Annotated in this window: 19 protein-coding genes; 11 read left to right on the plus strand and 8 right to left on the minus strand. The window is 65.6% G+C overall.

Annotated features, from left to right (window positions below):
* Window positions 1-5: 5 nt before the first annotated feature.
* Together C8D04_RS12200 and ruvB are read right to left on the minus strand one after the other, a co-directional pair.
* Window positions 6-1289, minus strand: a complete 1284-nt coding sequence (locus C8D04_RS12200; protein WP_116005094.1) for an efflux RND transporter periplasmic adaptor subunit — start codon at window positions 1287-1289, stop codon at window positions 6-8.
* A complete protein-coding gene (gene ruvB, locus C8D04_RS12205) occupies window positions 1286-2356 on the minus strand; it encodes a Holliday junction branch migration DNA helicase RuvB (protein WP_116005095.1) in 1071 nt (356 codons plus the stop codon). Before ruvB ends, C8D04_RS12200 begins: the two co-directional genes overlap by 4 nt.
* A 194-nt stretch (window positions 2357-2550) precedes the next feature.
* On the opposite strand from ruvB, the gene C8D04_RS18595 reads away from it, so the two are divergent.
* Window positions 2551-3120, plus strand: coding sequence for a hypothetical protein (locus C8D04_RS18595; RefSeq protein WP_133243634.1), 570 nt, complete (start codon window positions 2551-2553; stop codon window positions 3118-3120).
* Between the two features lie 55 nt (window positions 3121-3175).
* Here C8D04_RS18595 and C8D04_RS12210 read toward each other — a convergent pair whose 3' ends face one another.
* Together C8D04_RS12210 and ruvA are read right to left on the minus strand one after the other, a co-directional pair.
* On the minus strand, window positions 3176-4696 hold the full coding sequence (locus C8D04_RS12210) for a trypsin-like peptidase domain-containing protein (RefSeq protein WP_233521165.1): 1521 nt from the start codon (window positions 4694-4696) through the stop codon (window positions 3176-3178).
* Window positions 4697-4719: 23 nt separating this feature from the next.
* Complete coding sequence (gene ruvA, locus C8D04_RS12215; protein ID WP_116005097.1) at window positions 4720-5295, minus strand: Holliday junction branch migration protein RuvA; 576 nt, start codon at window positions 5293-5295, stop codon at window positions 4720-4722.
* A 46-nt stretch (window positions 5296-5341) separates the two neighbouring features.
* Between ruvA and C8D04_RS12220 the strand changes: the two genes are divergently transcribed.
* From C8D04_RS12220 to C8D04_RS12235, 3 genes are all read left to right on the plus strand, one after another.
* Window positions 5342-6295, plus strand: coding sequence for a PhoH family protein (locus tag C8D04_RS12220; protein WP_116005098.1), 954 nt, complete (start codon window positions 5342-5344; stop codon window positions 6293-6295).
* A 60-nt stretch (window positions 6296-6355) separates the two neighbouring features.
* Window positions 6356-6814 carry an rRNA maturation RNase YbeY gene (gene ybeY / locus C8D04_RS12225; protein WP_116005099.1) on the plus strand — a complete coding sequence of 153 codons (459 nt, stop codon included), beginning with the start codon at window positions 6356-6358 and terminating at the stop codon, window positions 6812-6814.
* 404 nt (window positions 6815-7218) lie between these two features.
* Complete coding sequence (locus tag C8D04_RS12235; protein WP_116005100.1) at window positions 7219-7959, plus strand: sulfite exporter TauE/SafE family protein; 741 nt, start codon at window positions 7219-7221, stop codon at window positions 7957-7959.
* A gap of 61 nt (window positions 7960-8020) precedes the next feature.
* Here the strand turns inward: C8D04_RS12235 and dtd are convergent, their stop codons facing one another.
* Window positions 8021-8473, minus strand: coding sequence for a D-aminoacyl-tRNA deacylase (gene dtd / locus C8D04_RS12240; RefSeq protein WP_116005101.1), 453 nt, complete (start codon window positions 8471-8473; stop codon window positions 8021-8023).
* A gap of 340 nt (window positions 8474-8813) precedes the next feature.
* Here dtd and C8D04_RS12250 point away from each other — a divergent pair, with 340 nt between their 5' ends.
* From C8D04_RS12250 to C8D04_RS12265, 4 genes are all read left to right on the plus strand, one after another.
* Window positions 8814-10304 carry an ATP-binding protein gene (locus C8D04_RS12250; protein ID WP_116005103.1) on the plus strand — a complete coding sequence of 497 codons (1491 nt, stop codon included), beginning with the start codon at window positions 8814-8816 and terminating at the stop codon, window positions 10302-10304.
* On the plus strand, window positions 10301-10894 hold the full coding sequence (locus tag C8D04_RS12255) for a response regulator (RefSeq protein WP_116005104.1): 594 nt from the start codon (window positions 10301-10303) through the stop codon (window positions 10892-10894). The genes C8D04_RS12250 and C8D04_RS12255 overlap by 4 nt, the downstream gene beginning before the upstream one ends.
* A 140-nt stretch (window positions 10895-11034) precedes the next feature.
* Entirely contained in the window at window positions 11035-11526 is a 492-nt protein-coding gene (locus C8D04_RS12260; RefSeq protein ID WP_116005105.1) for a heme-binding protein, read from the plus strand.
* Window positions 11527-11726: 200 nt separating this feature from the next.
* Window positions 11727-12404, plus strand: coding sequence for an ankyrin repeat domain-containing protein (locus C8D04_RS12265; RefSeq protein WP_199563057.1), 678 nt, complete (start codon window positions 11727-11729; stop codon window positions 12402-12404).
* 65 nt (window positions 12405-12469) lie between these two features.
* On the opposite strand, the gene dbpA is transcribed toward C8D04_RS12265, so the two are convergent.
* Together dbpA and C8D04_RS12275 are read right to left on the minus strand one after the other, a co-directional pair.
* On the minus strand, window positions 12470-13888 hold the full coding sequence (dbpA, locus tag C8D04_RS12270; RefSeq protein WP_116005107.1) for an ATP-dependent RNA helicase DbpA: 1419 nt from the start codon (window positions 13886-13888) through the stop codon (window positions 12470-12472).
* Between the two features lie 146 nt (window positions 13889-14034).
* Entirely contained in the window at window positions 14035-15306 is a 1272-nt protein-coding gene (locus C8D04_RS12275; RefSeq protein WP_116005108.1) for a DUF4010 domain-containing protein, read from the minus strand.
* A gap of 156 nt (window positions 15307-15462) precedes the next feature.
* Between C8D04_RS12275 and C8D04_RS12280 the strand changes: the two genes are divergently transcribed.
* The 3 genes from C8D04_RS12280 to C8D04_RS12290 all read left to right on the plus strand — a co-directional run bounded on the left by C8D04_RS12280 (window position 15463) and on the right by C8D04_RS12290 (window position 20058).
* The gene (locus C8D04_RS12280) at window positions 15463-17550 is read left to right on the plus strand and encodes a bifunctional diguanylate cyclase/phosphodiesterase (protein WP_116005109.1); all 2088 of its coding nucleotides are present in this window, start codon (window positions 15463-15465) and stop codon (window positions 17548-17550) included.
* A gap of 4 nt (window positions 17551-17554) precedes the next feature.
* Entirely contained in the window at window positions 17555-19036 is a 1482-nt protein-coding gene (locus tag C8D04_RS12285; protein ID WP_116005110.1) for an AMP nucleosidase, read from the plus strand.
* A 65-nt stretch (window positions 19037-19101) separates the two neighbouring features.
* Complete coding sequence (locus C8D04_RS12290) at window positions 19102-20058, plus strand: ATP-binding cassette domain-containing protein (RefSeq protein WP_233521166.1); 957 nt, start codon at window positions 19102-19104, stop codon at window positions 20056-20058.
* 215 nt (window positions 20059-20273) lie between these two features.
* Here the strand turns inward: C8D04_RS12290 and C8D04_RS12295 are convergent, their stop codons facing one another.
* On the minus strand, window positions 20274-21956 hold the full coding sequence (locus tag C8D04_RS12295) for a tannase/feruloyl esterase family alpha/beta hydrolase (RefSeq protein ID WP_116005111.1): 1683 nt from the start codon (window positions 21954-21956) through the stop codon (window positions 20274-20276).
* Between the last annotated feature and the right edge of the window lie 40 nt (window positions 21957-21996).

Raw genomic sequence — 21996 nt, forward strand, 5'->3', positions numbered from 1 at the left:
GGGCTTCAGCGCCCCATGGCGTTGGCCATGGCGCCCCCGGCATCTTCGGCCTTGGTTGCCAGCGGTACCGCAGCGGGGCGCCAGTCAACCACATGGGGGCGCACGCGCGCACCGGCCGCCGTACCGCCACTTTGCAGCACCACATCGCCCTCGGCCAGTCCATCCTGCACTTCCAAAGCGCCCAAAGTGCGCAGACCCAGGCGCACACTGCGCACAAGCGCACGGCCGTCCTGCGCCACCAGCACCTCGGCCCGATCACCCTGCGCTGGCGCACGCAGGGCTGATTGCGGCAGCACCAGCGCGGCGTCCATCCGGGCGGTTTCCACCTCGACGGAAAGCGTCATGTCTTCACGCAGAAACGCCGGTGCTTCTCCGGCGAGTGCAAATTCCACCTCGATGGCGCCGCGCTGCGCATCCACTGCAGGAGCCAGACTGAGCACCCGCGCCGCAAAGCGTTGCCCAGGAAAGGCGTCGGCCAACACGGCGGCACTCTGGCCAGGCCGCAACTGATCCAGGAAGCGTTCATCCACCTGGGCGACGAGCTGTATCGGACCGACCAGCGCCAAACCCAACAACGCTTTGCCGGGCTGCACGATCTGCCCCGGCTCCACTTCGCGCTGCAGCACACGGGCATCGGTAGGGGCGCGCAGCGTGGCCTGTGCGAGGCGCGCCTGCGCCGCGACAGTGGCGGCCCGGGCCACATCCAGCTGGGCCTGCGCCTGGGCCATGTCGGTACCCCCCTCGGCATTGGCCTGCACCTGGGCACTGGCGCTGCGCACCTGCTCCTGCGCCACAGTGGCTGCGCGGCTTGCTTCGTCGAGCTGCGCGGCGCTGTAGAAACCCTGGGCCACGAGCTGCTGCGCACGCACCAGCACCGCCTGGGCCGCGCGCTGCGTGGCCTGTGCCTGCGCCAGCGCCGCACGGGTCGCCGTGCGTGCGCTGCTGCGCAAGCCGGTCAGGTGCGCCCGCGCCTGACTTTCCGCCGCCTGCGCCTGCGCCAGTGCGGCGCGCCATTCCTGGTCTTCCAGTTGCACCAGCACGTCGCCCGCGCGCACGGCGGCGCCTTCCAACACGCGCACTTCGGCCACCCGGCCGGTGACGGTGCTGCCCACATCCACACGCGATAGCGTGGCCACCCGCGCTGAAAACTGCAGGGTACGCACCAATGGCGCACGCCGCACCTCGATCACATCCACCTGCGGTCCGCGCAGCCAGGTGGAGCCCGCCAGCACCGATGCGCCGAGCAGCAAAGCCGCGCCAAGCCAGAGTCCACGCCGAGGCAGCGTCACTTGGCCGCCCCAGCGTCGAACAAACCGTCGGCCCGCTGTGGCGCTGCAACACCGAGGTGCCGGTACGCAGCAAGGGTGGCAATACGCCCGCGGGGCGTGCGCTGCAGAAATCCTTGCTGGATCAGGTAGGGCTCGATCACATCTTCGATGGTGCCCGCCTCTTCGCCAATGCTGGCGGCAATGTTGTCCAGCCCCACGGGGCCGCCGTCAAAGCGGTGGATCACGGCCTCCAGGAGTTTGCGGTCCATCACGTCAAAGCCCTGCGGATCGACATCGAGCATGGCCAGCGCACGGTTCGCCATGTCCAGCGTAATGCGCCCGGTACCCTTGACCTGCGCATAGTCCCGCACGCGGCGCAGCAGCCGGTTGGCAATGCGCGGCGTGCCCCGGGAGCGACGCGCCAGCTCGACGCCCCCTTCGGGGTCCATGGGCGTGCCCAGCAGGGTCGCACTGCGCGTGACAATGCGGGCCAGCTCCTCGGGCGTATAAAACTCCAGCCGCGCCACAATGCCAAAACGGTCGCGCAGCGGGTTGGTCAGCATGCCCGCCCTTGTGGTAGCGCCCACCAGGGTGAAGGGCTGCAGATCGAGCTTGATGGAGCGCGCCGCCGGGCCTTCGCCGATCATGATGTCGATCTGGTAGTCCTCCAGCGCCGGATAGAGGATTTCCTCGACCACGGGCGAGAGCCGGTGGATCTCGTCAATGAACAGAACGTCGTTCTTCTCCAGGTTGGTCAGCAACGCCGCGAGGTCCTTGGGCTTTTCAAGCACCGGCCCGCTGGTCTGGCGCAGGTTCACGCCCAGCTCGGCTGCAATGATGTGCGAGAGCGTCGTCTTGCCCAGCCCCGGCGGGCCAAACAGCAGCACGTGGTCCAGCGCCTCACCCCGGTGGCGCGCCGCACCAATGAAAATCTCCAGTTGCTCACGCGCCTTGGCCTGGCCCACGTATTCCTGCATCAGCTTGGGCCGCAGCGCACGCTCGATGGCCTCTTCTTGCGGCGAAGTGGGCGCTGCAGACACCATGCGCTTGGGGGGAGCGGGGGCGAAGTCGTCGGTTTGGATGGTCACGGCGCCAGAAAATTAAATTGGAAATATTCGTCTACGCAAAAACATGTCTCTGCGCAAGGAAAAATACTTTGGTACGGGAATTCACCTACTTGTACGAACGTAATTTTTTGTAATATAACCTTGGCGGAAGACCATCGATCATATTCACAAATTCCGCTGCGCTTATAAACCCAACAGAGAGAGGACGTTATATTATGAAATATAAAAATATCTTTTACACTTGCATCGCTGCATTTTCTACAATGTCAGCACATGCCGATCTCCTGAACATCAGCAGCACTTCACTGCAATCCACCAATCAGGAAGCCATCGCCTGCACCATCATCGCGAATGGTGGCCCAACTTATGAGGGTTTCAAGGTTCTTGTGGCGTATTCCGAATCCACCGGACCCGATTCCAACCCAACACTGCATGTAGATTCATTGAGATCCAGAATTAGCTATTCAAATGGAGATTGGCGAGGCACAGGGTATCTCAATAATGAACCCGTTACCAACGGCGCCGATCTCGCAAATCTGTACGCCGGGACACTCGGAAGAACCCCGGGACGTTCCACAGACTCTGCGCTGCTGTTACTTTTCTCACCCGGAGATGCTGTGTGTGCTTATTCTAAAGAAGTCAGCTCCAGCAGCCTCAAAGGCGTCAGTGTCTCCATTACTGATATCACATCCAAAATACAGGGAGTTCGCAGCACATCTACCAGCGAATCATTTTTATTGCAAAAATTAGTTTCTATGCAACAGAAGATAGCACCTACAGAATAATTCACGACAGTGCGAAATTAATAAGCTAATTTTGTACCATCGCTCCACAAAAATCTTAACTCATGCTTGAGACTCGAAGTATTTTCAAAATACTTTCGAGTGCTCGGGACGTATTGCTGTCACTGGCAGAACCACCAAGCCATTGACTAAGATTTTCGTTGTAGGCCACGTCAAAACGGCCATACACATCAAACGATGTACCCATGGCTGTGCAAGAAGCCGCGCCGCCATACAGCGTTCCAATCACATGGCGCCTGTCGCCCGAAAACAGTGCCGAGCCACTGCTGCCCCCCTCAGTTGATCCCTGGCTCCAAGCTACGCGCTGAAAGTTGCCGCTCGTACCACTGCAACTGAACTGGGTGTCCCCTGTCGTGGTGCACCCGATCTGGCCAAGCACACGCCCCTTGCTGATTTTCAGCAAATCTCCACGGGGATGGTGCAAACCGGCAACCGCCGCCCCTGTTGCCGACTCTCCAAGCGAAGCATCCCAGCCGGCAAAAAAGGCGCCCGCCGGTGGGGCATCATTCAATCGCATTAAAGATACATCTGTGCTGTTGCTGGCACTCAGCAACACAGCACCGTTATAGCGCTTGCTGCTAGCACTCGACAGCGACCGGCTGTTACAGCTTGGCGAGCGATAAAACCAATCTGTTTGGATCGTCGATGCCACTGTCTGGTTCGAGATGCAATGGCTTGCACTTAAAAAGTACGGGATCCCTGAATTTTTGAAGTCGTTAAGCAGCGTACCTGTGCACAAATAAGTACGCCCCCCATTGTTGAACAGCATTCGTGCAACTGCATTTCGCTGATTGGCATAGGTGTCATCACAAGTCGCATCCAGATGGCAGTCAGCAGATTCATTGATTTTGGCCTGCCCTTCCGGCTCGCCAAGCAAATTTAGCTCACTAAAGATATGCGACAAGCGCGGCACAGAAATTTTGAGTGCCGAAGTATCCACGTTCACTGGTAATTCGACTTCCAAAGTCACCTCTTCCGAACCCAAATCGGGAGTCCACCAAGTCCGCGCTTCTTTACTGCTGTCTCCTGCATTGACATTGCCCTGGATACGCTGCAACAACTCCTCCCCCGTGATCTGGAAGACGATGCTGTTGCGCTCCTGGCTGTAGATGCGCAGTTTGGCAGCACCAGGAAGGGCGTCTATCTGTACTCCCAAGCGCAGACCTTTCGCATCCTGTGCGGTGAAACTGACCGCCGCAACCTGCCCCCCTGCAGGGGTTCTATTCCAGCGCAGATGCTGCAGGGTCTGGTCCGGCGTACTGGTCACCCCAATATCGCGCCCTACGCCTACCAATTGCCGCCCCCACTCCGTCGACACCAAGCTTTTAGACGCTTCCAGCGGCCCCAGCATCACGCGGCTTGTCGTCGTCACCAAGACCGCCTCGCGGGACTTGACCATGGAGGGCAAGGCAGCCCCCGGCTCCGACATTGACCGCCCCTCGACCCGCAGCACCGTCGCTGATGGAGGCTCCGCCCCCTCAAAGCTACCGCCACAACCGACCAGTGCGGCCACCAAAAATGCAACGGCCGCGGAACCCGCACGTTTCCAGTTATTCATCATTTTTCGTCCCGTTATTGCCATTATTTCGCCAACGCCTTCAGCGCCAGCTTGATCCCCTCGCTCACTCCCACATCACCTGGCAAAGCCTTGAGCGCGGCGGCCGCTTCTTTGTCGTTGTAGCCCAGCGCCAGCAAGGCCTGGAGAATATCGGCCTGCGCTTGCGTGCCTGCGTGCGTACGCACACCATCCATCTCAGCCCCCAGCTTGCCCTTGAGCTCGAGCAGCAGGCGCTCTGCGGTCTTCTTGCCGATGCCCGGCACCTTGACCAGGCGACCGGCCTCCTGCAGCGTGATCGCCTGCGCCAGATCCTGCACACCCATGCCGCTCAGAATGGCCAGCGCCGTGCGCGGGCCTACGCCCGATATCTTGATCAGCTCGCGGAACGCCGCGCGCTCCGTAGCGGTGCCAAAGCCGTACAGCAACTGCGCATCCTCGCGCACGATGAATTGCGTAAGCAGGCCCACCTGCTGCCCCACGGCAGGCAGGTTATAGAAGGTGCTCATGGGCACCTGCACCTCGTAGCCCACGCCCGCGCAATCCACCAGCACCTCGGGCGGGTTCTTCTCCAGCAGGGTGCCGGTCAATTTGCCTATCATTGAAGTCCTTTGTCGCCGTTCGGCGCATTCCGACGGAATTATCAACGTGATCCTGCGCCACACCTTCACTCCCCACAACAACACCCGCCTCACGCACCTGTGCGGGCCTGCCGATAGCCACTTGCGCACGATCGAAGCTGCGCTTCAGGTCAGTATTGCCCACCGGCACGAGCAGTTCAAGGTGGATGGCCCCAAGTCCCGCGCTACGCAGGCCCTGGAGGTGCTGCAGGCGGTGTACGAGATGGCCGAGCGCCCCATCACCGAAGAGCACCTGCAGCTCATGCTGGCAGGCGATGGCGCCATCACCGCCGAAAGCGAAACCGCCCCTTCCCCGCTGGCCACGCGCCGCGCCGACCTGCGGGCGCGCACGCCCACACAGGCCCTGTACCTGGACAACATCGCCACGCACGACATCACCTTCGGTATTGGTCCGGCCGGCACGGGCAAGACCTATCTGGCCGTGGCCTGCGCGGTCGATGCACTGGAGCGCAGCGCCGTGCAGCGCATCGTGCTCACCCGCCCCGCCGTGGAGGCGGGCGAACGCCTGGGCTTTCTGCCCGGCGACCTGGCGCAGAAGGTGGACCCGTATCTGCGCCCGCTGTACGACGCACTGTACGACCTGATGGGCTATGACAAAGTGCAAAAGGCATTCGAGCGCAACGCGCTCGAGATTGCCCCGCTGGCCTTCATGCGCGGGCGCACGCTGAACAACGCTTTCGTCATCCTCGACGAAGCGCAGAACACCACGCCCGAGCAGATGAAGATGTTCCTCACCCGCCTCGGCTTTGGCGCCAAGGCCGTGGTCACGGGTGACGTGAGCCAGATCGACCTGCCCAAGGGCGCCATGAGCGGCCTCATCGACGGCGAGCGCGTGCTCAAGCGCGTCAAGGGCATTGCCGTCACGCGCTTTACCAGTGCCGACGTGGTACGCCACCCGCTGGTCGCTCGCATTGTCGATGCCTACGATGCCCAGCGCACCCGCCCAGCGCCACGCACCTGAATTCGATTACTACATTTTTCATAGCTGTATGCGCTTGCATATAGGGCGCCAGAGGCCAGAATGACACTTAATCAACTCACCCTGTCGCTGCAGTTCGGCCGTTTTGACGACGTCGCCGCACACCGCGCTGCACTGCCGCGCCACAAGGTCACGCGCTGGATTCGCCACGCCCTGGCACTGGACGCCGAGATCACCGTGCGCATCGTCGATGAGGAGGAAGGCCGCCAGCTCAACCGCGACTACCGGCACAAGGATTACGCCACCAACGTGCTCACCTTCGACTACACCCAGGAGCCCGTGGTCACCGCCGACCTGGTGCTCTGCGCCCCCGTGGTCGAGCGCGAGGCGCGCGAGCAGAACAAGAGCCTGGAGGAACACTACGCCCACCTGCTGGTGCACGGCACGCTGCACGCCCAGGGCTGGGACCACGAAGCCAGCGAGCAGGACGCGCAGGAGATGGAGGCCTACGAGACAGCCATCCTGCAGGAACTGGGGTTTGCCGACCCTTATGCCGCCTAACACAGCGCGGCAATGGCACCATCCCTCAGAACGTGTTCAATGTCTTTTGGAGTCGCACAAGTACCTTTTCGGGATGGGATGCAAGGCGCAGTGCGCCGTCCATAGCCCGGCTATGGACAAGCGCTGCAACGCCGCAGACCGCCCGAAAAGGCACTTGCCCCAAGGGTTGGAGTGAAATCGGGCGATTGGGCGCCCCATCTGCTGGCATGGGCACGAGCCCATGCGGCGCATCTGGGCCACCCACTCATCCCGATTGCACTCCAATGCGATCTACCAAAAGACATTGAACACGTTCTCACATAGCAATACAACCTTATTTGCTATTAATAGGTCGAGATATTGTGTCGTTTTACACCTAATATGCACCCAAACGACCCAAGACGGCCCCTTTCGCCACAACCTCCATGTACGACACCGTTCTGCTCCTCACCGCCGCCTTCGTCGCCGGTGCCCTCAATGCCGTTGCCGGAGGCGGCAGCTTTCTGACGCTGCCCGCGCTGGTATTCACCGGCGTGCCCCCTGTGGTGGCCAACGCCACCGGTACCGTGGCGCTGCTGCCGGGCTACGCGGCGGGGGCCTGGGGATTTCGGGAAGACACGCAGCCGCCGCCGGGACTCTCCATGCTGCGCCTGGTGCTGCTCTCGCTCATCGGGGGTGCAGCGGGCGCGGGGCTGCTGCTGGTCACATCCAACGACATGTTCTCGATCATCGTGCCCTGGCTGCTGCTGGCTGCGACGCTGCTGTTTGTCCTGGGGCCCAAGCTGCGCGAATGGACGGCGGGCGGCAAGCCGTCCACCGCCAAGGCCACGGCTGGCGTGCTCATCGTCGCCGCCTATGGGGGCTACTTCAACGGCGGGCTGGGCATCTTGCTGCTGGCACTGTTCGGGCTGCTGGGGCAAACCAATCTCAACGCCATGAACGGGCTCAAAAACTGGGTCTCGGCCCTGCTCACCGCCATTGCCGTGGCTATTTACGCCGCAGGCGGCGTTGTGCTGTGGCCCCAGGCGCTGATGATGATGGTGGCCGCCACGCTGGGCGGCTACGGCGGCGCCCGCGTGGCCCGGCGCATCCCCGCGCCCTGGCTGCGCGGGGGTATCGTGCTCACCGGGCTGGTGATGACGGCGATCTTTTTTTATCGCCAGTAACTTCCAGCAAAAATAGCTTCTAGCGCTTATAGGACAAGCGTGAGAAGCTATCTTTTTTCATTCAAACACCCGCTGGAGCCATGCGCAGCGGTATCGTCACCGGCCCGTCATTGACCAGGTGCACCTGCATCTCGGTGGCAAAGCGCCCGGTCTGCACCACGGGGTGGGCAGCGCGGGCCTGGGCAACGAAGTAGTCGAACAGCCTGCGCCCGTCTTCGGGGGCTGCGGCCTGCGAAAAGCCTGGGCGGTTGCCGGTGGTGGTATCCGCTGCCAGGGTGAACTGGCTGACCAGCAGCAGGCCACCCCCGATGTCCTGCACGCTGCGGTTCATCTTGCCGGCATCGTCGCTGAAGATGCGCAGTTTGAGCATTTTGGCCAGCAGCCGGTCGGCCTCAGCCTCGGTATCGCCGCGTTCGGCGCACACCAGCGCCAGCAGGCCCGCACCGATGGCGCCCACGGTCTCGCCCGCCACGTCCACGCGCGCCTCGCGCACCCTTTGCAAAACAGCGATCATTTCAGTGCTCCATCGTTCAGTGTGTCACCCGGCGGATGACACCGGCGCGGCCCAGGCCAGGGCTCCCGCGCAAGGGCCGCCCCGCCGCGCTGGGAGCATTCCCCTGCCCGTATCGCGCAGCGATACGAGAGCGGGGGGAAGGCGCGCAGCGCCTCAGGGGGCGTCGCATCACACATCCTTCAGGTCGTCGAAATGGGCTTCCACATCGGTGGGCAGCAGCTCAATGGTGGCGCGCAGCAGATGGGCCTGCGTGAGCCAGGGGCGCGTGGAAGATTCTGTGGAAGACATGGCCCCGGATTACACCAGACCCGCAACCCCACCCCGTGCCAGAATCACCGCCATGAACAAGGCATGGCACCGCCGCACCGCCGCCGCGCTGGCCTGCATCCTGGTCGCCGCTGTGGGCGCCGGGTGGCTGGCGCATGCGCGGCTGCAGCAACTGCAGGCGGCGTTCGAGACGGACGCACGCATCGTCCACCGCCTGCTGAGCCAGCGTGCGGTGCAGCACGACGCCATCCTCTCCACCCTGGCGCTGCTGCAGCCGCCCGCGCCCGAGCAGGGTGGCGCCGACGCCGCGCTGCCACGCCTGCCCTCGGTGTACCCGCAGATCCTCGATGTTCTGCGCAGACCGGCCAACGGCGCCTGGCCCGCCGCCACGCCCGGGCTGGACGCCGCCGAGGCCGCCTCGCGCGCCACCGGCCACGCCGCGCTGGCCCGCCCCGATCTGGCCGCCGGGCGCTACCACCTGGTGCTGGCCAGCACACCCGCGAGTTACGCGCTGCACATCGACCTGCAGGCCACCGTGCCCCGCGACGAGTGGCCCATGGACCGCGCCGCCAGCCCCGTGCGCGTGACGCTGGAGCACGCCGGCCAGGCCTTCACCGTGCAGCCCGGCCGCACGCCGGAGCACGGCTGGGTCTACGGATTCCGCAAGACCCTGGCCTCGCCGAGCCAGCCGCTCGACGTGGTGGCGCTGCGCGTGGTCGGCTGGGGCGAACTGCCCTGGCTCGCCATGCTGGGCTGGTGCGCGGCGACGGCCGCCGCCGCCGTGGCCGGGCGCGCGCTGTGGCGCCACCGCGTGGCACGCCGGCGCGCCGAGGAACTGCTGCGCCTGGGCCAGGTAGCGCGCCTGAACACCCTGGGCGAACTCGCCGCCGGCATGGCGCACGAACTCAATCAGCCCCTCACCGCGCTGCTGTCAGGCACGCAGGCCGCACAGCGCCTGCTGGGCGACGACCCGCCCGACCTGGACACCGCCCGCACCGCCATGGCCCGCGCGGTGGAACAGGCCCGCCGCGCCTCCGACGTGGTGGGCCGGCTGCGCCGCATGGTCGAGCGCCCCGACCTCGCCGGCCAGGCGCAGCCGCTGCAGCTGCAGCTGCCCGCCGCCGTGCACGACGCGCTGCACCTGCTGGAGCCCGAATGCCGCGCCCGCGCCGTGGTGCCCGAGGTGCACGCCGAGCCCAACCTGCCCGCCGTACTCGCCGAGACCGTGGCGCTGCAGCAGATCGTGCACAACCTCGTGGTGAACGCGCTGCAGGCGCTGGAGCAGGTGCCTGCCGCCGAGCGCCGACTGGAACTGCACCTGAGCACACCCACCCCCAGCCAGGTGCAGCTCACGGTGCGCGACCACGGTCCCGGCATCCCACCCGAGGTGCGCGAGCACCTGTTCGAACCTTTCTACACCACGCGCGCGGGCGGCCTCGGCCTGGGCCTGCCGCTGTGCGAAAGCCTGGCCCAGGCCATGGGCGCCAGCCTCCAGCTCGCCCCCGGCAACGGCCGGGGCGCGGCCTTCGTGCTCCTACTGCCCGCCGCCACGCCCATGCCATGAACGACAGCGCCTCCTCCCTCTCGCCCCTCATCCACCTCGTGGACGACGATGCCGCCGTGCGCGAGGGCCTGGGCCTGCTCATCGCCACCGTGGGCCTGCGCGTGCAGGCCTGGGCCGACCCGCAGGCCTTCCTGGCCGGGTTCGACCGCGCCAGCATCGGCGCCATCGTGCTTGATGTACGCATGCCCGGCACCAGCGGCCTGACCGTGCTGGAGCAATTGCAGGCCCAGGGCGCGGACCAGCCCGTGGTCCTGCTCACCGGCCACGGCACGGTGGATATGTGCCGCCGCGCCTTCAAGGCCGGGGCGGCCGAGTTCCTCGAAAAGCCGGTGCACGACGAAGTGCTCATCGAGGCCCTGCAGAACGCCGTGCGCCAGCATGTGCGCTCGCGCGAGCGCCACGCCCAGCTCTCGGCGCGCGAACGCGAGGTGCTGGGCCTGATCGTCGAGGGGCTGACGAACAAGGAGATCGGCCGCGCGCTCACCCTCTCGCCGCGCACGGTGGAGACGCACCGCGCCAACCTGTTCGCCAAGCTCGGCGTGGACTCGCTGGCCCAGCTCATCCGGCGCTACGCCGCGCTGGTGGAATAAGGCACCCGCCCAGCGCGGGCTCCGTAGTTCTACGGAGCCGCGCGCGTAGCCGTCCGCATGGCGCGGCGTGGCGGCTTTTTCTACAGTGCTCCCACGGCGCCGCAACGGGTGGCGCCGAAGCACACACACCGGAGAACGCCATGCACCACGCCTTCAAGACCACCGCCATCGCCCTCGCCTTCATCGCCACGGTCGCCAGCGCCGAAGGCGTGCGCACCGAGCGCAACATGTCGCTCGACCTGGCCAACCAGATCGCCGCGCACACCGTGGCCGCCTGCACCGCCGGCGGCTACAACGTGACGGCCACCGTGGTCGACCGCGCCGGTACCGTGCGCGCCGTGCAGCGCGCCGACAACGCCGGCCCGCACACGCTGGAGGCCAGCCGCCTCAAGGCCTATACCTCGGCCTCGGCCAAGAACACCACGCAGGCCATCATGGAAGGTGCGCAGAAGAACCCCGCCGCGGCCAACCTGGGCCAGATCCCCGGCTACCTGCTGCTGGGCGGCGGCGTGCCGGTGAAGGTGGGCAACGAGGTCATCGGCGCCGTGGGCGTGGGCGGCGCGCCCGGCGGCCACCTGGACGAGCAGTGCGCCATGGCGGCCATTGCCAAGGTCCAGGACCAACTGAAGTGAAACAACCCCCTGTGGCGCTACGCGCCTTCCCCCTTCTCTGGCATCGCTGCGCGATGCGGAAGGGGGACGCCACCAGCGCGGCGGGGCGGCCCTTGCGCGGTGGCCACTGGCCTGGGCAGCGCCAGTAGCCAAGGCCGCAAATCCTGTGCAGCACAGGGATGATGAATTGAGAGGAATATGCCGTGTTTCGATGCCCTACCTTGCCGCTGGCACTGACCGCCGCACTGCTGCTGACGCCGCTGGCACAAGCCCAGGTGCCGCCCACGGCCAGCGAGATCGCCGCCTACCAGGGCCTGCACGCCGCCGCCGCGCGTGGCGACACGGCCGCACTGCAGCGGCTGCTGGCCGGTCGGCCTGACGTGAACGCACGCGATGCCTACGGGCGCACGCCGCTGCACGTGGCCACCTTCGCGCGCCAGCGCGAGGCGGTGCGCCTGCTGGCCCAGGCCGGCGCGGCGCTCGACCTGCTGGAAAACGACCGCTACGACGCGGTCACCATCGCCGCCGTGGCCGATGACGAGGACACGCTGCGCCTGCTGCTGCAGCTGGGCGCCAGCGCCAGGCAAGTGACCAGCCGCTACGACGGCACGGCGCTGATCGCCGCCGCCCACCTGGGGCATGTGGGCGTGGTGCGCCAGCTCATCGCGGCCGGCGCGCCGCTGGACCATGTGAACAACCTGCACTGGACGGCGCTGATCGAGTCCATCGTGCTCGGCGACGGCGGCGCGCGCCACCAGGCCACGCTCCAGGCGCTGCTGGACGCGGGCGCCAGCACCCGGCTCGCCGACCGCCACGGCAACACGCCGCTGCAGCTCGCGCGCCAGCGCGGCTACGCGGCCATGGTGAAGATGCTGGAAGCGGCCAGCGCGCGCCCGTGATGGCACGAAGACGCTACTGAATCAATAGCTGCTAGCGCTTGATGGGAAAGCGCCAAAGGCCGATTTCATTCAAAATTTTCGCCCTCGGTTACCCACCGCGCCTTGACGCTCTTGCCCTTCACGCGGCCGCTGTTGAGGCGCTGCACGGCCTGGGCCGCGATGGCGCGGTCCACCGCCACGTAGGTGGAAAAGTCGTTCACGTTGATCTTGCCGACCTGCTCGCGCGTGAAGCCCATGTCGCCGGTGAGCGCGCCCAGCACATCGCCCGCGCGGATCTTCTCCTTGCGCCCGCCGATGATCTGCAGCGTGGCCATGGGCGGCAGCAGCGGGCCGCTGCCGGTGGGCGTGAGTTCGGCCAGCGGGTACCAGCGCGATTCGCGGCCCTGCAGCTGCTCGATCTTGCCCACGCTGCCCATCTCGTCCATGCTGGCCAGATTCAGCGCCAGGCCCTCGGCGTCGCCCCGGCCAGTGCGGCCGATGCGGTGGATGTGCACCTCAGGGTCGGGCGTCACGTCCACGTTGATGACGGCGGCCAGGTCGGCAATATCGAGCCCGCGCGCCGCCACGTCGGTGGCCACCAGCACCGAGCAGCTGCGGTTGGAAAAGCGCACCAGCACCTGGTCGCGCTCGCGCTGCTCCAGTTCACCAAACAAGGCCAGCGCGCTGTAGCCCTGCGCCTGCAGCACGCCAACGAGGTCGCGGCACTGCTGCTTGGTGTTGCAGAACGCGATGGACGACTCGGGCCGGAAATGGCCCAGCAGCAGCGACACCGCGTGCAGGCGCTCGCTCTCCTTCACTTCGTACCAGCGCTGCTCAATTTTGGTCGCGCTGTGCTGCGCCTGCACCGTGATCTGCTGCGGGCTCTTCATGAACTGCTGGCTCAGCTTGGCGATGCCTTCCGGGTAAGTGGCCGAGAACAGCAGGGTCTGGCGCTCTTTCGGGCACTGGCGCGCCACGGTGGCGATGTCGTCGAAGAAGCCCATGTCGAGCATGCGGTCGGCTTCGTCGAGCACCAGGGTGTTGAGGGCTTCGAGCGTCAGGTGGCCACGCTCCAGGTGGTCCATCACGCGGCCGGGCGTACCCACCACAATGTGCGCGCCATGCTCCAGGCTCAACATCTGGCCGCGCAGCGGCACGCCGCCGCACAGGGTCACGACCTTGATGTTTTCCTCGGCGCGTGCCAGGCGGCGGATTTCGGTGGCCACCTGGTCGGCCAGCTCGCGCGTGGGGCACAGCACCAGCGCCTGCACGGCAAAGCGGCGCGGGTTCAGCCGCGTCAGCAGGGCCAGGCCGAAGGCGGCGGTCTTGCCGCTGCCGGTGCTGGCCTGGGCGATCAGGTCTTTGCCCAGCAGCGCGGGCGGCAGGCTGGCCGCCTGGATGGGGGTCATCCGGGTGTACCCCAGTTGCTGCAAGTTTTCGAGGGTGGCGGGGTTCAGGGCCAGGGTGCTGAATGCCGCACTGGCTTGGGGGGAGGGGGACGTCATGCCCCGATTATCCGGTGCGGCCCTTCCAACACCTGCGCAAAACGTCATTCTGTTTCCAAATCATTCGTGTCTAGGCGCGAAGCCGCAGACAGTGCTGTAGCACGGCAAGGCGAAGCAACAACGACACGGATGATTTAGAAATGGAATCAGACAACCGCCAGCACACCCACAAACGCCAAGGTATGGGCCACGATGCCCGGCGCCACGGCCAGAGCGTATTGGCGGCCACCACTGACCAGCGCCACCACGCATTTGCTGCAGGCATGCAGCAGCAAGGCGGCCATCAGTGCCGTTTGAATAGCGGTAGCCGCTGCACTCTCCGGCCCACCGCGCAGCAGTACCGCTGCGGTCGCGGCACGCACATCGGCCAACGCCGCCAGCAAGGTGCCCAACAGCATGCCGGTATCGCCCAGCCACTGTGTCAGCCACTGCACCGCCATCTGCATGGTGGTGAGCAGCAGCACGATCATGGCCGCATCGCGCAGCTTGAACATGGCCGTATCGGGAGGCAACTGGGGAAGCCCCGCCGCGCTCTCGCCCGCATCGGTGCGCGTTGTGTTGTTGCGTGCCCACCACCAACTCCAGGCAACGGCGGTCACCGCACCGGCCAGGGCCGGCAACCACAGCAGCGCCAGCCAGTCGGGCTGCACGGTCGCCGCCACCACCACCATCTGTGCCATGGTCGCCGCGCACGACAGCACGGCGGCACCGGCCTGGTCACGCGCCTGAACCCGCCCTGCGCGCACCTCCATGCCCAAGCTGCCGATGGTGGCCGTGCTGGACACAAAACCCGACGCCAGCGCCGACAAGGCCATCGCCTGGCGGGCCTGCAGCAAGCGCCGGCCCACATGCGCCAGCGACTGGATCACCAGCAGCACCAGCAGCAGGCGCACCACCGCTTGCGGATGCAGCAGGCCCTGCCACAGTGGCCCATCGGGCACCAGCGGGGCGACCAACAACACCAGCGCCGCCAGCACCAGGCCGCTGCGCACCTCACCGGGCTGCAGCCAGTGGCGGGCAAACTGGTGCAAGCCTTCGCGCGCCGCCAGCAAGCCGGTCACCACCACCGCCAGCCCGGCAGCCAGCACCGGGTTGTGCACGCACAACACGCCAATCAGGTAGGCCAGAAACAGGGCGATTTCCGTGGTCACACCGGGGAACTCCGAGCGGTCGCGGGCATAGGCCGCCAAGCCCAGGGCCGCAATGAAGGCCGCCCCAACAACCACCAGCGCCATGGAGTCCATGAGCGCCGCAACCGCCCCGGCCAGCGAGGCCAGGGCAAACGAACGCACCCCGGCCAGGGCGCGAAACGGCTCCTCTCCCTTGCGGCGCTCACGCTCAACCCCCATCAACAATCCGCAACCCAGCGCACTGGCCAGCGTGGCCATGGCGGCGAATAAGTTCTCGGCTCCCAGCATGCGCGCCTTCCTCCCCTGGTTGTTGTTGCACCCCGATGCTGCCAGAAACCTCGACCGACGCGGCCGCAGGGCCCGTCTGAAAACCGCACTCTCCTGATTTGCACCTATCCACTCCTGCGGGCAATCGGCTATAAACCTTTGTAACCAGCGGCTCTTATGCACTCCCCATCCATCGATGCACCCTCCGCCACCCAGGCTGAACCCAGCGATTCGCTGCTGCGCCTGATCGCGGATTCCGTGCCGGCATTGATGGCTTATTTCGAGCTGCCCAGCCTGCTCTGCCGATTCGCCAACCAGGGCTATGCCGCATACCACGGCCAAACCCCCGAATCGATGCTGAACCGGTCCGTGGAGGAAGCCATTGGCACCCGCGCATGGCTGGCCATTGCGCCCTATGTAGAGCGCAGCAAGCGCGGCGAGCGCGTGAAGTACACCCGCGAGCAGACGCTGCCCAACGGCGAAATACGCATGATTGAGGTGCACCTGATCCCGCACATGGCCAGCACGCCCGAGCCGGTGGGCTGTTTCGTGCTGATCACCGACATCACCGAGCGCTGGCGCGCCGACCAGGCGATGCGGCAGACCGAAGAGCGCATGCGCAAGTTTTCCGATGCCACGCACGAAGCCATCGTCTTCCACCGCGACGGCCTCATCTCCGACGGCAACGAAGCCCTGACCCGTTTGACCGGCTATGCGCTGCACGAGGTTCTGGGCCTGTCGATCTTCCATTTCATCAGCCCGGAATATCGCCCCGTGGCGCTGGAATACACCCGCAGCGGACGCGAGGACCCTTACGAAGTGAGTTTTCGCCATAAAGACGGCCGCACGATCCCGGTCGAAGCCGTGGGCAAAACCATGCCGGAACTGCACGGGGACTACCGCATCGTCATCCTGCGCGACATCACGGCACGCAAACGGGCACAGGAGCGCGAGGCCTTCCTGGCCCTGCACGACACCCTCACCGAGCTGCCCAACCGGCGCCACCTGATGGAGCAGTTGGGCAGGGTTGTTGACCAGGCCCGCCAGCGCCAGGGCCACGCCGCCGTGCTGTTTGTCGACCTGGACCATTTCAAGACAGTGAACGACTCGCTGGGCCACCACGCAGGCGACCAGTTGCTGCGCGAGGTGGCCCAGCGCCTGAGCCAATGCGTAGGAGAGGCTGGCATGGTGGCACGGCTCAGCGGCGACGAATTCGTTGTGGTGCTGGCCAACGCACTCGATGCTGACAGCGCCCTGCGCATGGCCGACCGGTTGCTCGAAAGCATGCACGGCGCCTTCACGCTGAACCAGCAGCTCGTCACCATGTCGCCATCCATCGGCGTCAGCCTGTACCCGGACGATGGCGAAACGGGCGACGCCCTGCTACGCAATGCCGACGCCGCCATGTACCACGCCAAAGAAAGCGGGCGCGGCAACCGCCAGCGCTACCAGCCAGGCATGGAAAGCCGGGCCATGGAGGTACTGCAGCAAGAGCGCATGTTGCGCGAGGCCATCGCCCACAACGCTTTTGTGCTGCATTACCAGCCCCAGGTCAGCCTGGCCGACGGCAGCCTCCAGGGCATAGAGGCCCTGGTGCGCTGGCAACACCCGGTGCGCGGCCTGGTCAGTCCGGTCGAGTTCATTGCCTTCGCTGAATCGCGCGGGCTCATCGCCCCGATCGGCCACTGGGTCATGCACGAGGCCTGCCGCCAGCTCAAGGCCTGGCAAGACGAAGGCCTGGCCCTGGTGCCCATGGCCGTGAATCTGTCGGCGCTCGAATTCCGCCAGCGCGACATGGCGGCCGACATCGCCGCCGCGCTGCAGGCCACAGGCCTGCCCCCACGCTTCCTGGAAATCGAGCTGACCGAATCGGTGCTGATGCACCAGGCCGGCCAAATACTGGACACCCTCAAAGCCATCAAGGCCCTGGGCGTGGGGATTTCCATCGACGACTTCGGCACCGGCTATTCCTCGCTGGCCTACCTCAAGCGCTACCCGATCGACAAACTCAAGATCGACCGCTCATTTGTCGTCGACACGCCCGGCAACACCGACGACGAAGCCATCATTACCGCCATCATCCAGATGGCCCGCAGCCTGCAACTCAAAACAGTGGCCGAGGGCGTGGAAACCCCTGCACAAAGCGACATGCTGCGCAGCTTGGGCTGCGACCTGATCCAGGGCTACGTGGTGTCTGCCGCACTGGATGCCGCCGCCACGCACGCCTGGCTGCAACAAAAAAGCCATCCAGGACATGGACAATAGGCACATGCCCCAAACCCCCCATTTCATTGCACCCACCCGCCACACCGATCCTGCCAGCGCACTGTCCCAGGTGCAGCGCATCTACCAGCAGCAAATAGACCATCTGCGCAGCACCATGCAGGAGTTTGTAGCCGGGCAGACACCACCAGCCCCGGTACGCGCCTTCTACCCCTTTGTGCGCGTGCACACCACCACGGTGGCTCGGTCGGCCAGCAAGCTGGCTTATGGGTTTGTCGAGGGACCGGGCCATTTCGAAACCACGCTCACGCGGCCCGACCTGTTTGGCGACTATTACCACGAGCAGTTCCGCCTGCTGCGCCAGAGCCATGGCGTAGAGCTGGAAGTGGGCACCAGCGCCCACCCTATTCCCATCCACTTCTCGTTTGCCGAGCACGACCATGTCGAGGGCCAGCTCTCACCCGAGCGGCGCATGCTGATGCGTGACCTGTTCGACCTGCCCGACCTGGCCGCCATGGACGACGGCATCGCCAATGGCACCTACCAGCACCGCCCCGGCGAAGCGCAGCCCCTGGCGCTTTTCACCGCGCCGCGCGTGGACTATTCGCTGCACCGCCTGCGCCACTACACGGGCACGGCGCCCGAGTGGTTCCAGAACTTCGTGCTGTTCACCAATTACCAGTTCTACATTGATGAATTCGTGCGCCTGGGCCACGCCGAGATGGCGCGCCCGGACAGCGAATACGTCGCCTTTGTGGAACCCGGCAACGTGGTCACGCGCCGCGTGGGCCTGCCCGAGCAGCCAGGCGACGCGCTGGGCGCACCACTGCCGCGCCTGCCGCAAATGCCCGCCTACCACCTCATGCGGGCCGACCGCAGCGGCATCACCATGGTCAACATCGGGGTCGGCCCGTCCAACGCCAAGACCATCACCGACCACATCGCCGTGCTGCGCCCGCACGCCTGGATGATGCTGGGCCACTGCGCCGGCCTGCGCAACAGCCAGCAGTTGGGCGACTACGTGCTGGCCCACGCCTATGTGCGCGAAGACCATGTGCTGGATGAAGAACTACCGCTGTGGGTGCCCATTCCCGCACTGGCCGAAATCCAGGTGGCCCTGGAGCAAGCCGTGGCCGACGTCACGCAACTGGGCCGCAGCGAACTCAAGCACATCATGCGCACCGGCACCGTGGCCAGCACCGACAACCGCAACTGGGAGCTGCTGCCCGACAACCTGCCCCAGCGGCGCTTCAGCCAAAGCCGCGCCGTGGCGCTGGACATGGAAAGCGCCACCATCGCAGCCAACGGCTTTCGCTTTCGGGTGCCCTACGGCACGCTGCTGTGCGTGAGCGACAAGCCCCTGCACGGTGAGATCAAGCTGCCCGGCATGGCCAACCACTTCTACCGCGAGCGGGTCGATCAGCACCTGCGTATCGGCATGCGCGCCATCGAAATTTTGCGCGAGGGTGGCGTGCAGCGTCTGCACAGCCGCAAGCTGCGCAGTTTTGCCGAAGTGGCTTTCCAGTAGGCGCCGCATTTGCTCCTGTTTTTAGAGCTAAACCCGTAGACCAATCGAGCGTGAGAGGCCTTTTTTTGCCTGAAACTTCTCCCCCGCAGACGCCCCTGCTCGACGTGATCGGCCTGCGCAAATCGTATGGCGACACCCCGGTGGTGGACAACGTGTCGTTTGCCATCGCCCCTGGCGAATGCCTGGGCGTCATCGGCCCCAACGGCGCGGGCAAGACCACCACCATCCGCATGTGCCTGGGCCTCACGGCCCCCGATGGCGGCACGGTGCACTTCACGCCGCAGCCAGGCGCCGCGCCCCTGCAGATGCCGCGCGATGCGCTGGCCATCAAGGCCCGGTGGGGCGTGGTCACGCAGTTCGACACCCTGGACCCGGACTTCACCTGTGCCGAAAACCTGCGCGTGTTCGGCCGCTACTTTGGCCTCAATGGCAAGGTGATGGACGAGCGCGTGCCCCAGTTGCTGGAGTTTGCCGCCCTCACCGCCAAGGCCGATGCCAAGCCCGGCGAGCTGTCGGGCGGCATGAAGCGGCGCCTGTCGCTGGCACGGGCCCTCGTCAACAACCCGCGCTTGCTGCTGCTCGATGAACCCACCACCGGCCTAGACCCGCAGGCGCGCCACCTGATGTGGGAGCGGCTGCAACTGCTGCTGCAGCAGGGCACGTCGATTTTGCTGACCACCCACTTCATGGACGAGGCCGAGCGCCTGTGCTCGCGCCTGCTGGTGCTGGACCACGGCCGCAAGATCGCCGAAGGCGCCCCGCGCGCGCTGATCGCCCAGCACCTGGAGCCCGATGTGGTGGAAGTGTTTGGCGTGGGCGCCGTCCAGATGGCCGAAGACCCCGCGCTGCGCGCCCTGGCCGCGCGCGTGGAAGTCAGTGGCGAGACCGTGTTTTTCTACACCCAGAACGCCCAGCCGCTGCTGCAGGCGCTGGGCCAGCACGGCCACCTGCGCACATTGCACCGGCCGGCCAATCTGGAGGACCTGTTCCTCAAGCTCACGGGGCGGCAGATCCGGGAGTGAGGGCGTGCAAGGGGAGGGAGCGTTGTGCACCGGGCCTGCAAACGCTCCTCAATTTATAGCTGATAGCGCATACAGGGCAAGGGTAAATTCAAGTCTAAAGTCACTATTATCGTGGAGACCCGCGAGGTGGCCTACTGAGTTCAAGACCTTGGACTCGGTTGTCGAAGGAATACTTGAACGACATTTGGCAGGTCCATTTTTCTTTGGCCCCCGGCTCAGAAGTCCGTGGAACAGCCGTAAGACTCCGCAGCATTCACGTCCCCCGCGCCACGGTACCGGGGCCACGTGGGATATTCGCACAGGGGGCGCTTGCGACCGGGAACGCCGACCGTATCGGTGGTTACCTGGTCCTTGGGCGCAATGCCTTTCTCCACCCAGTTTTCCAACGCGCTCAATGAATCCCAGGTGGCGTTGAACACAGTACTGACCGCGTGGCCGTAACCAGGCACTTCGTAATAGCGTGCAAACGAATCCACCCGGGAAGCTCCCATCTGCGCCTGCAGGCGCTGGTAATACTGCGCGGTCGCCCGGGCGCTCACCAGCACGTCCGATACCCCATGCGCGAGCAGCAACTTACCTCCCCGAGCGGCAAAGGCCGTGAGGTCCGAACCGACATCCAGCATGGTGCTGAAAGCGCTGAGGCGGGAAGCCCAGGGGCCAGGGTTCTCCGGGTCCAACGTCAGCGAGTCGAATGCCAGGTCCCGTGTGACGCCCAGCTTGATCATCTGGTCCAGTTGCTTGGTGATGTAGGGTGCCCCGGAAGGCACGGGCATCGCTGGCTGCTCGGTTCCCAGGTTGAGGAAGGTCTCGATGGGATGCACGGGCGACGACCCGCCCGCAGCGCCGAGTGACGCGCCCCAGACGTTGTAGCCGGGATAGCTCGTCGAGCCGCTGGCCAGGAAAAAGTTGAACCGCGCAGCGGTGTTCATGGTGGTCAGCGCGGCGATCTGCGCATCGGAAAGGCAGGTGTCACCGGCGTCGATGCCGTTGGGGCAGCGCAAGGGAGAACCCGCGACGCGCGCCACCGTTGGATCAAAGCGTGCGTTGCAACGCGTCTGGTTGCTGACCACGCCGTCGGCCACACCATCCAGCAAGTCGCAGGTCTCCAGGACAGCACGGTGCAGCACTGCGCGCTTGGCGGGGTTGGGGTAGGCCCCCTTTTGCGCCAGGGCACGGCTGACACGGTGTCCGCCCAGCATGGCGGACAGTTGATTCCATGCGGGATACCAGGCGATGATGCCGTCCCAGTCGTCCGGCCAGCGCTGCGCCAGCGAGAGCGCTTCCCGCCCGCCGGTGGACCCGCCAGCGAAATAAGCCTTTTGCGGCTTGCCTTGCGCGTAGTGTCGGCTGATCAGGAACAGGGCCGCGTCGCGCGTCTTCTTGAGCGCCTCGCCGCCGAAGTTGCGCACCGCTTCGTCATTTTGGAGGAACCGCCCGTCCAGCGAGCCGGAAGCGTTGGCCTGATGGCCCGCATCGCTGCCGAACGTCGCGTAGCCGCGCCCCAGGGGTGTGGGCTGGTCCGTCGGCCCCGCCGGCACGTTGCCCGCCACGTTGGGAAGCATGCCATCGAAGCCGCCGCCACCGAACATCATCACCTTTCCGTTCCAAGCGACGGGCAATGCCAAGCGAAAAGTGATCGCCGGCGCCTGCGGGTTGACCGGCGCCAGGGTACCTGTGACACGGCAGTGCGCGGGCGTGGCAGACGCATTCGATCCGGCGGCCGGAACGACCGCCACTTCGGTCACCTTTCCGTCGCCGCTCGGCAGGCCGATGGCGGTCGACGGAATGGCCGCCGCCAGCATCTCTGCGCATGCCTGCGGCTGTGCATGGGCCCGGTCAGCGGTCGCCAACAGAACCGCCAGGTAGCCTGTTGCGAACAATATCTTCTTCTTTGGCATCACATCGTCTCCTGGGTTGGGAATTCGCGAACGGAACAGG

It is taken from the genome of Simplicispira sp. 125, assembly GCF_003096555.1.
GTDB lineage: Bacteria > Pseudomonadota > Gammaproteobacteria > Burkholderiales > Burkholderiaceae_C > Simplicispira.

Bases quoted from the DNA above. Each gene is read 5' to 3' on its own strand.
- C8D04_RS12280 (WP_116005109.1), top strand. From the start codon at position 15,463: ATGCACTCCCCATCCATCGATGCACCCTCCGCCACCCAGGCTGAACCC.
- C8D04_RS12235 (WP_116005100.1), top strand. From the start codon at position 7,219: ATGTACGACACCGTTCTGCTCCTCACCGCCGCCTTCGTCGCCGGTGCC.
- dbpA (WP_116005107.1), bottom strand. From the start codon at position 13,888: ATGACGTCCCCCTCCCCCCAAGCCAGTGCGGCATTCAGCACCCTGGCC.
- C8D04_RS12255 (WP_116005104.1), top strand. From the start codon at position 10,301: ATGAACGACAGCGCCTCCTCCCTCTCGCCCCTCATCCACCTCGTGGAC.
- C8D04_RS18595 (WP_133243634.1), top strand. From the start codon at position 2,551: ATGAAATATAAAAATATCTTTTACACTTGCATCGCTGCATTTTCTACA.
- C8D04_RS12275 (WP_116005108.1), bottom strand. From the start codon at position 15,306: ATGCTGGGAGCCGAGAACTTATTCGCCGCCATGGCCACGCTGGCCAGT.
- C8D04_RS12210 (WP_233521165.1), bottom strand. From the start codon at position 4,696: ATGAATAACTGGAAACGTGCGGGTTCCGCGGCCGTTGCATTTTTGGTG.
- ybeY (WP_116005099.1), top strand. From the start codon at position 6,356: ATGACACTTAATCAACTCACCCTGTCGCTGCAGTTCGGCCGTTTTGAC.
- C8D04_RS12295 (WP_116005111.1), bottom strand. From the start codon at position 21,956: ATGCCAAAGAAGAAGATATTGTTCGCAACAGGCTACCTGGCGGTTCTG.
- C8D04_RS12285 (WP_116005110.1), top strand. From the start codon at position 17,555: ATGCCCCAAACCCCCCATTTCATTGCACCCACCCGCCACACCGATCCT.
- C8D04_RS12260 (WP_116005105.1), top strand. From the start codon at position 11,035: ATGCACCACGCCTTCAAGACCACCGCCATCGCCCTCGCCTTCATCGCC.
- dtd (WP_116005101.1), bottom strand. From the start codon at position 8,473: ATGATCGCTGTTTTGCAAAGGGTGCGCGAGGCGCGCGTGGACGTGGCG.
- C8D04_RS12250 (WP_116005103.1), top strand. From the start codon at position 8,814: ATGAACAAGGCATGGCACCGCCGCACCGCCGCCGCGCTGGCCTGCATC.
- ruvA (WP_116005097.1), bottom strand. From the start codon at position 5,295: ATGATAGGCAAATTGACCGGCACCCTGCTGGAGAAGAACCCGCCCGAG.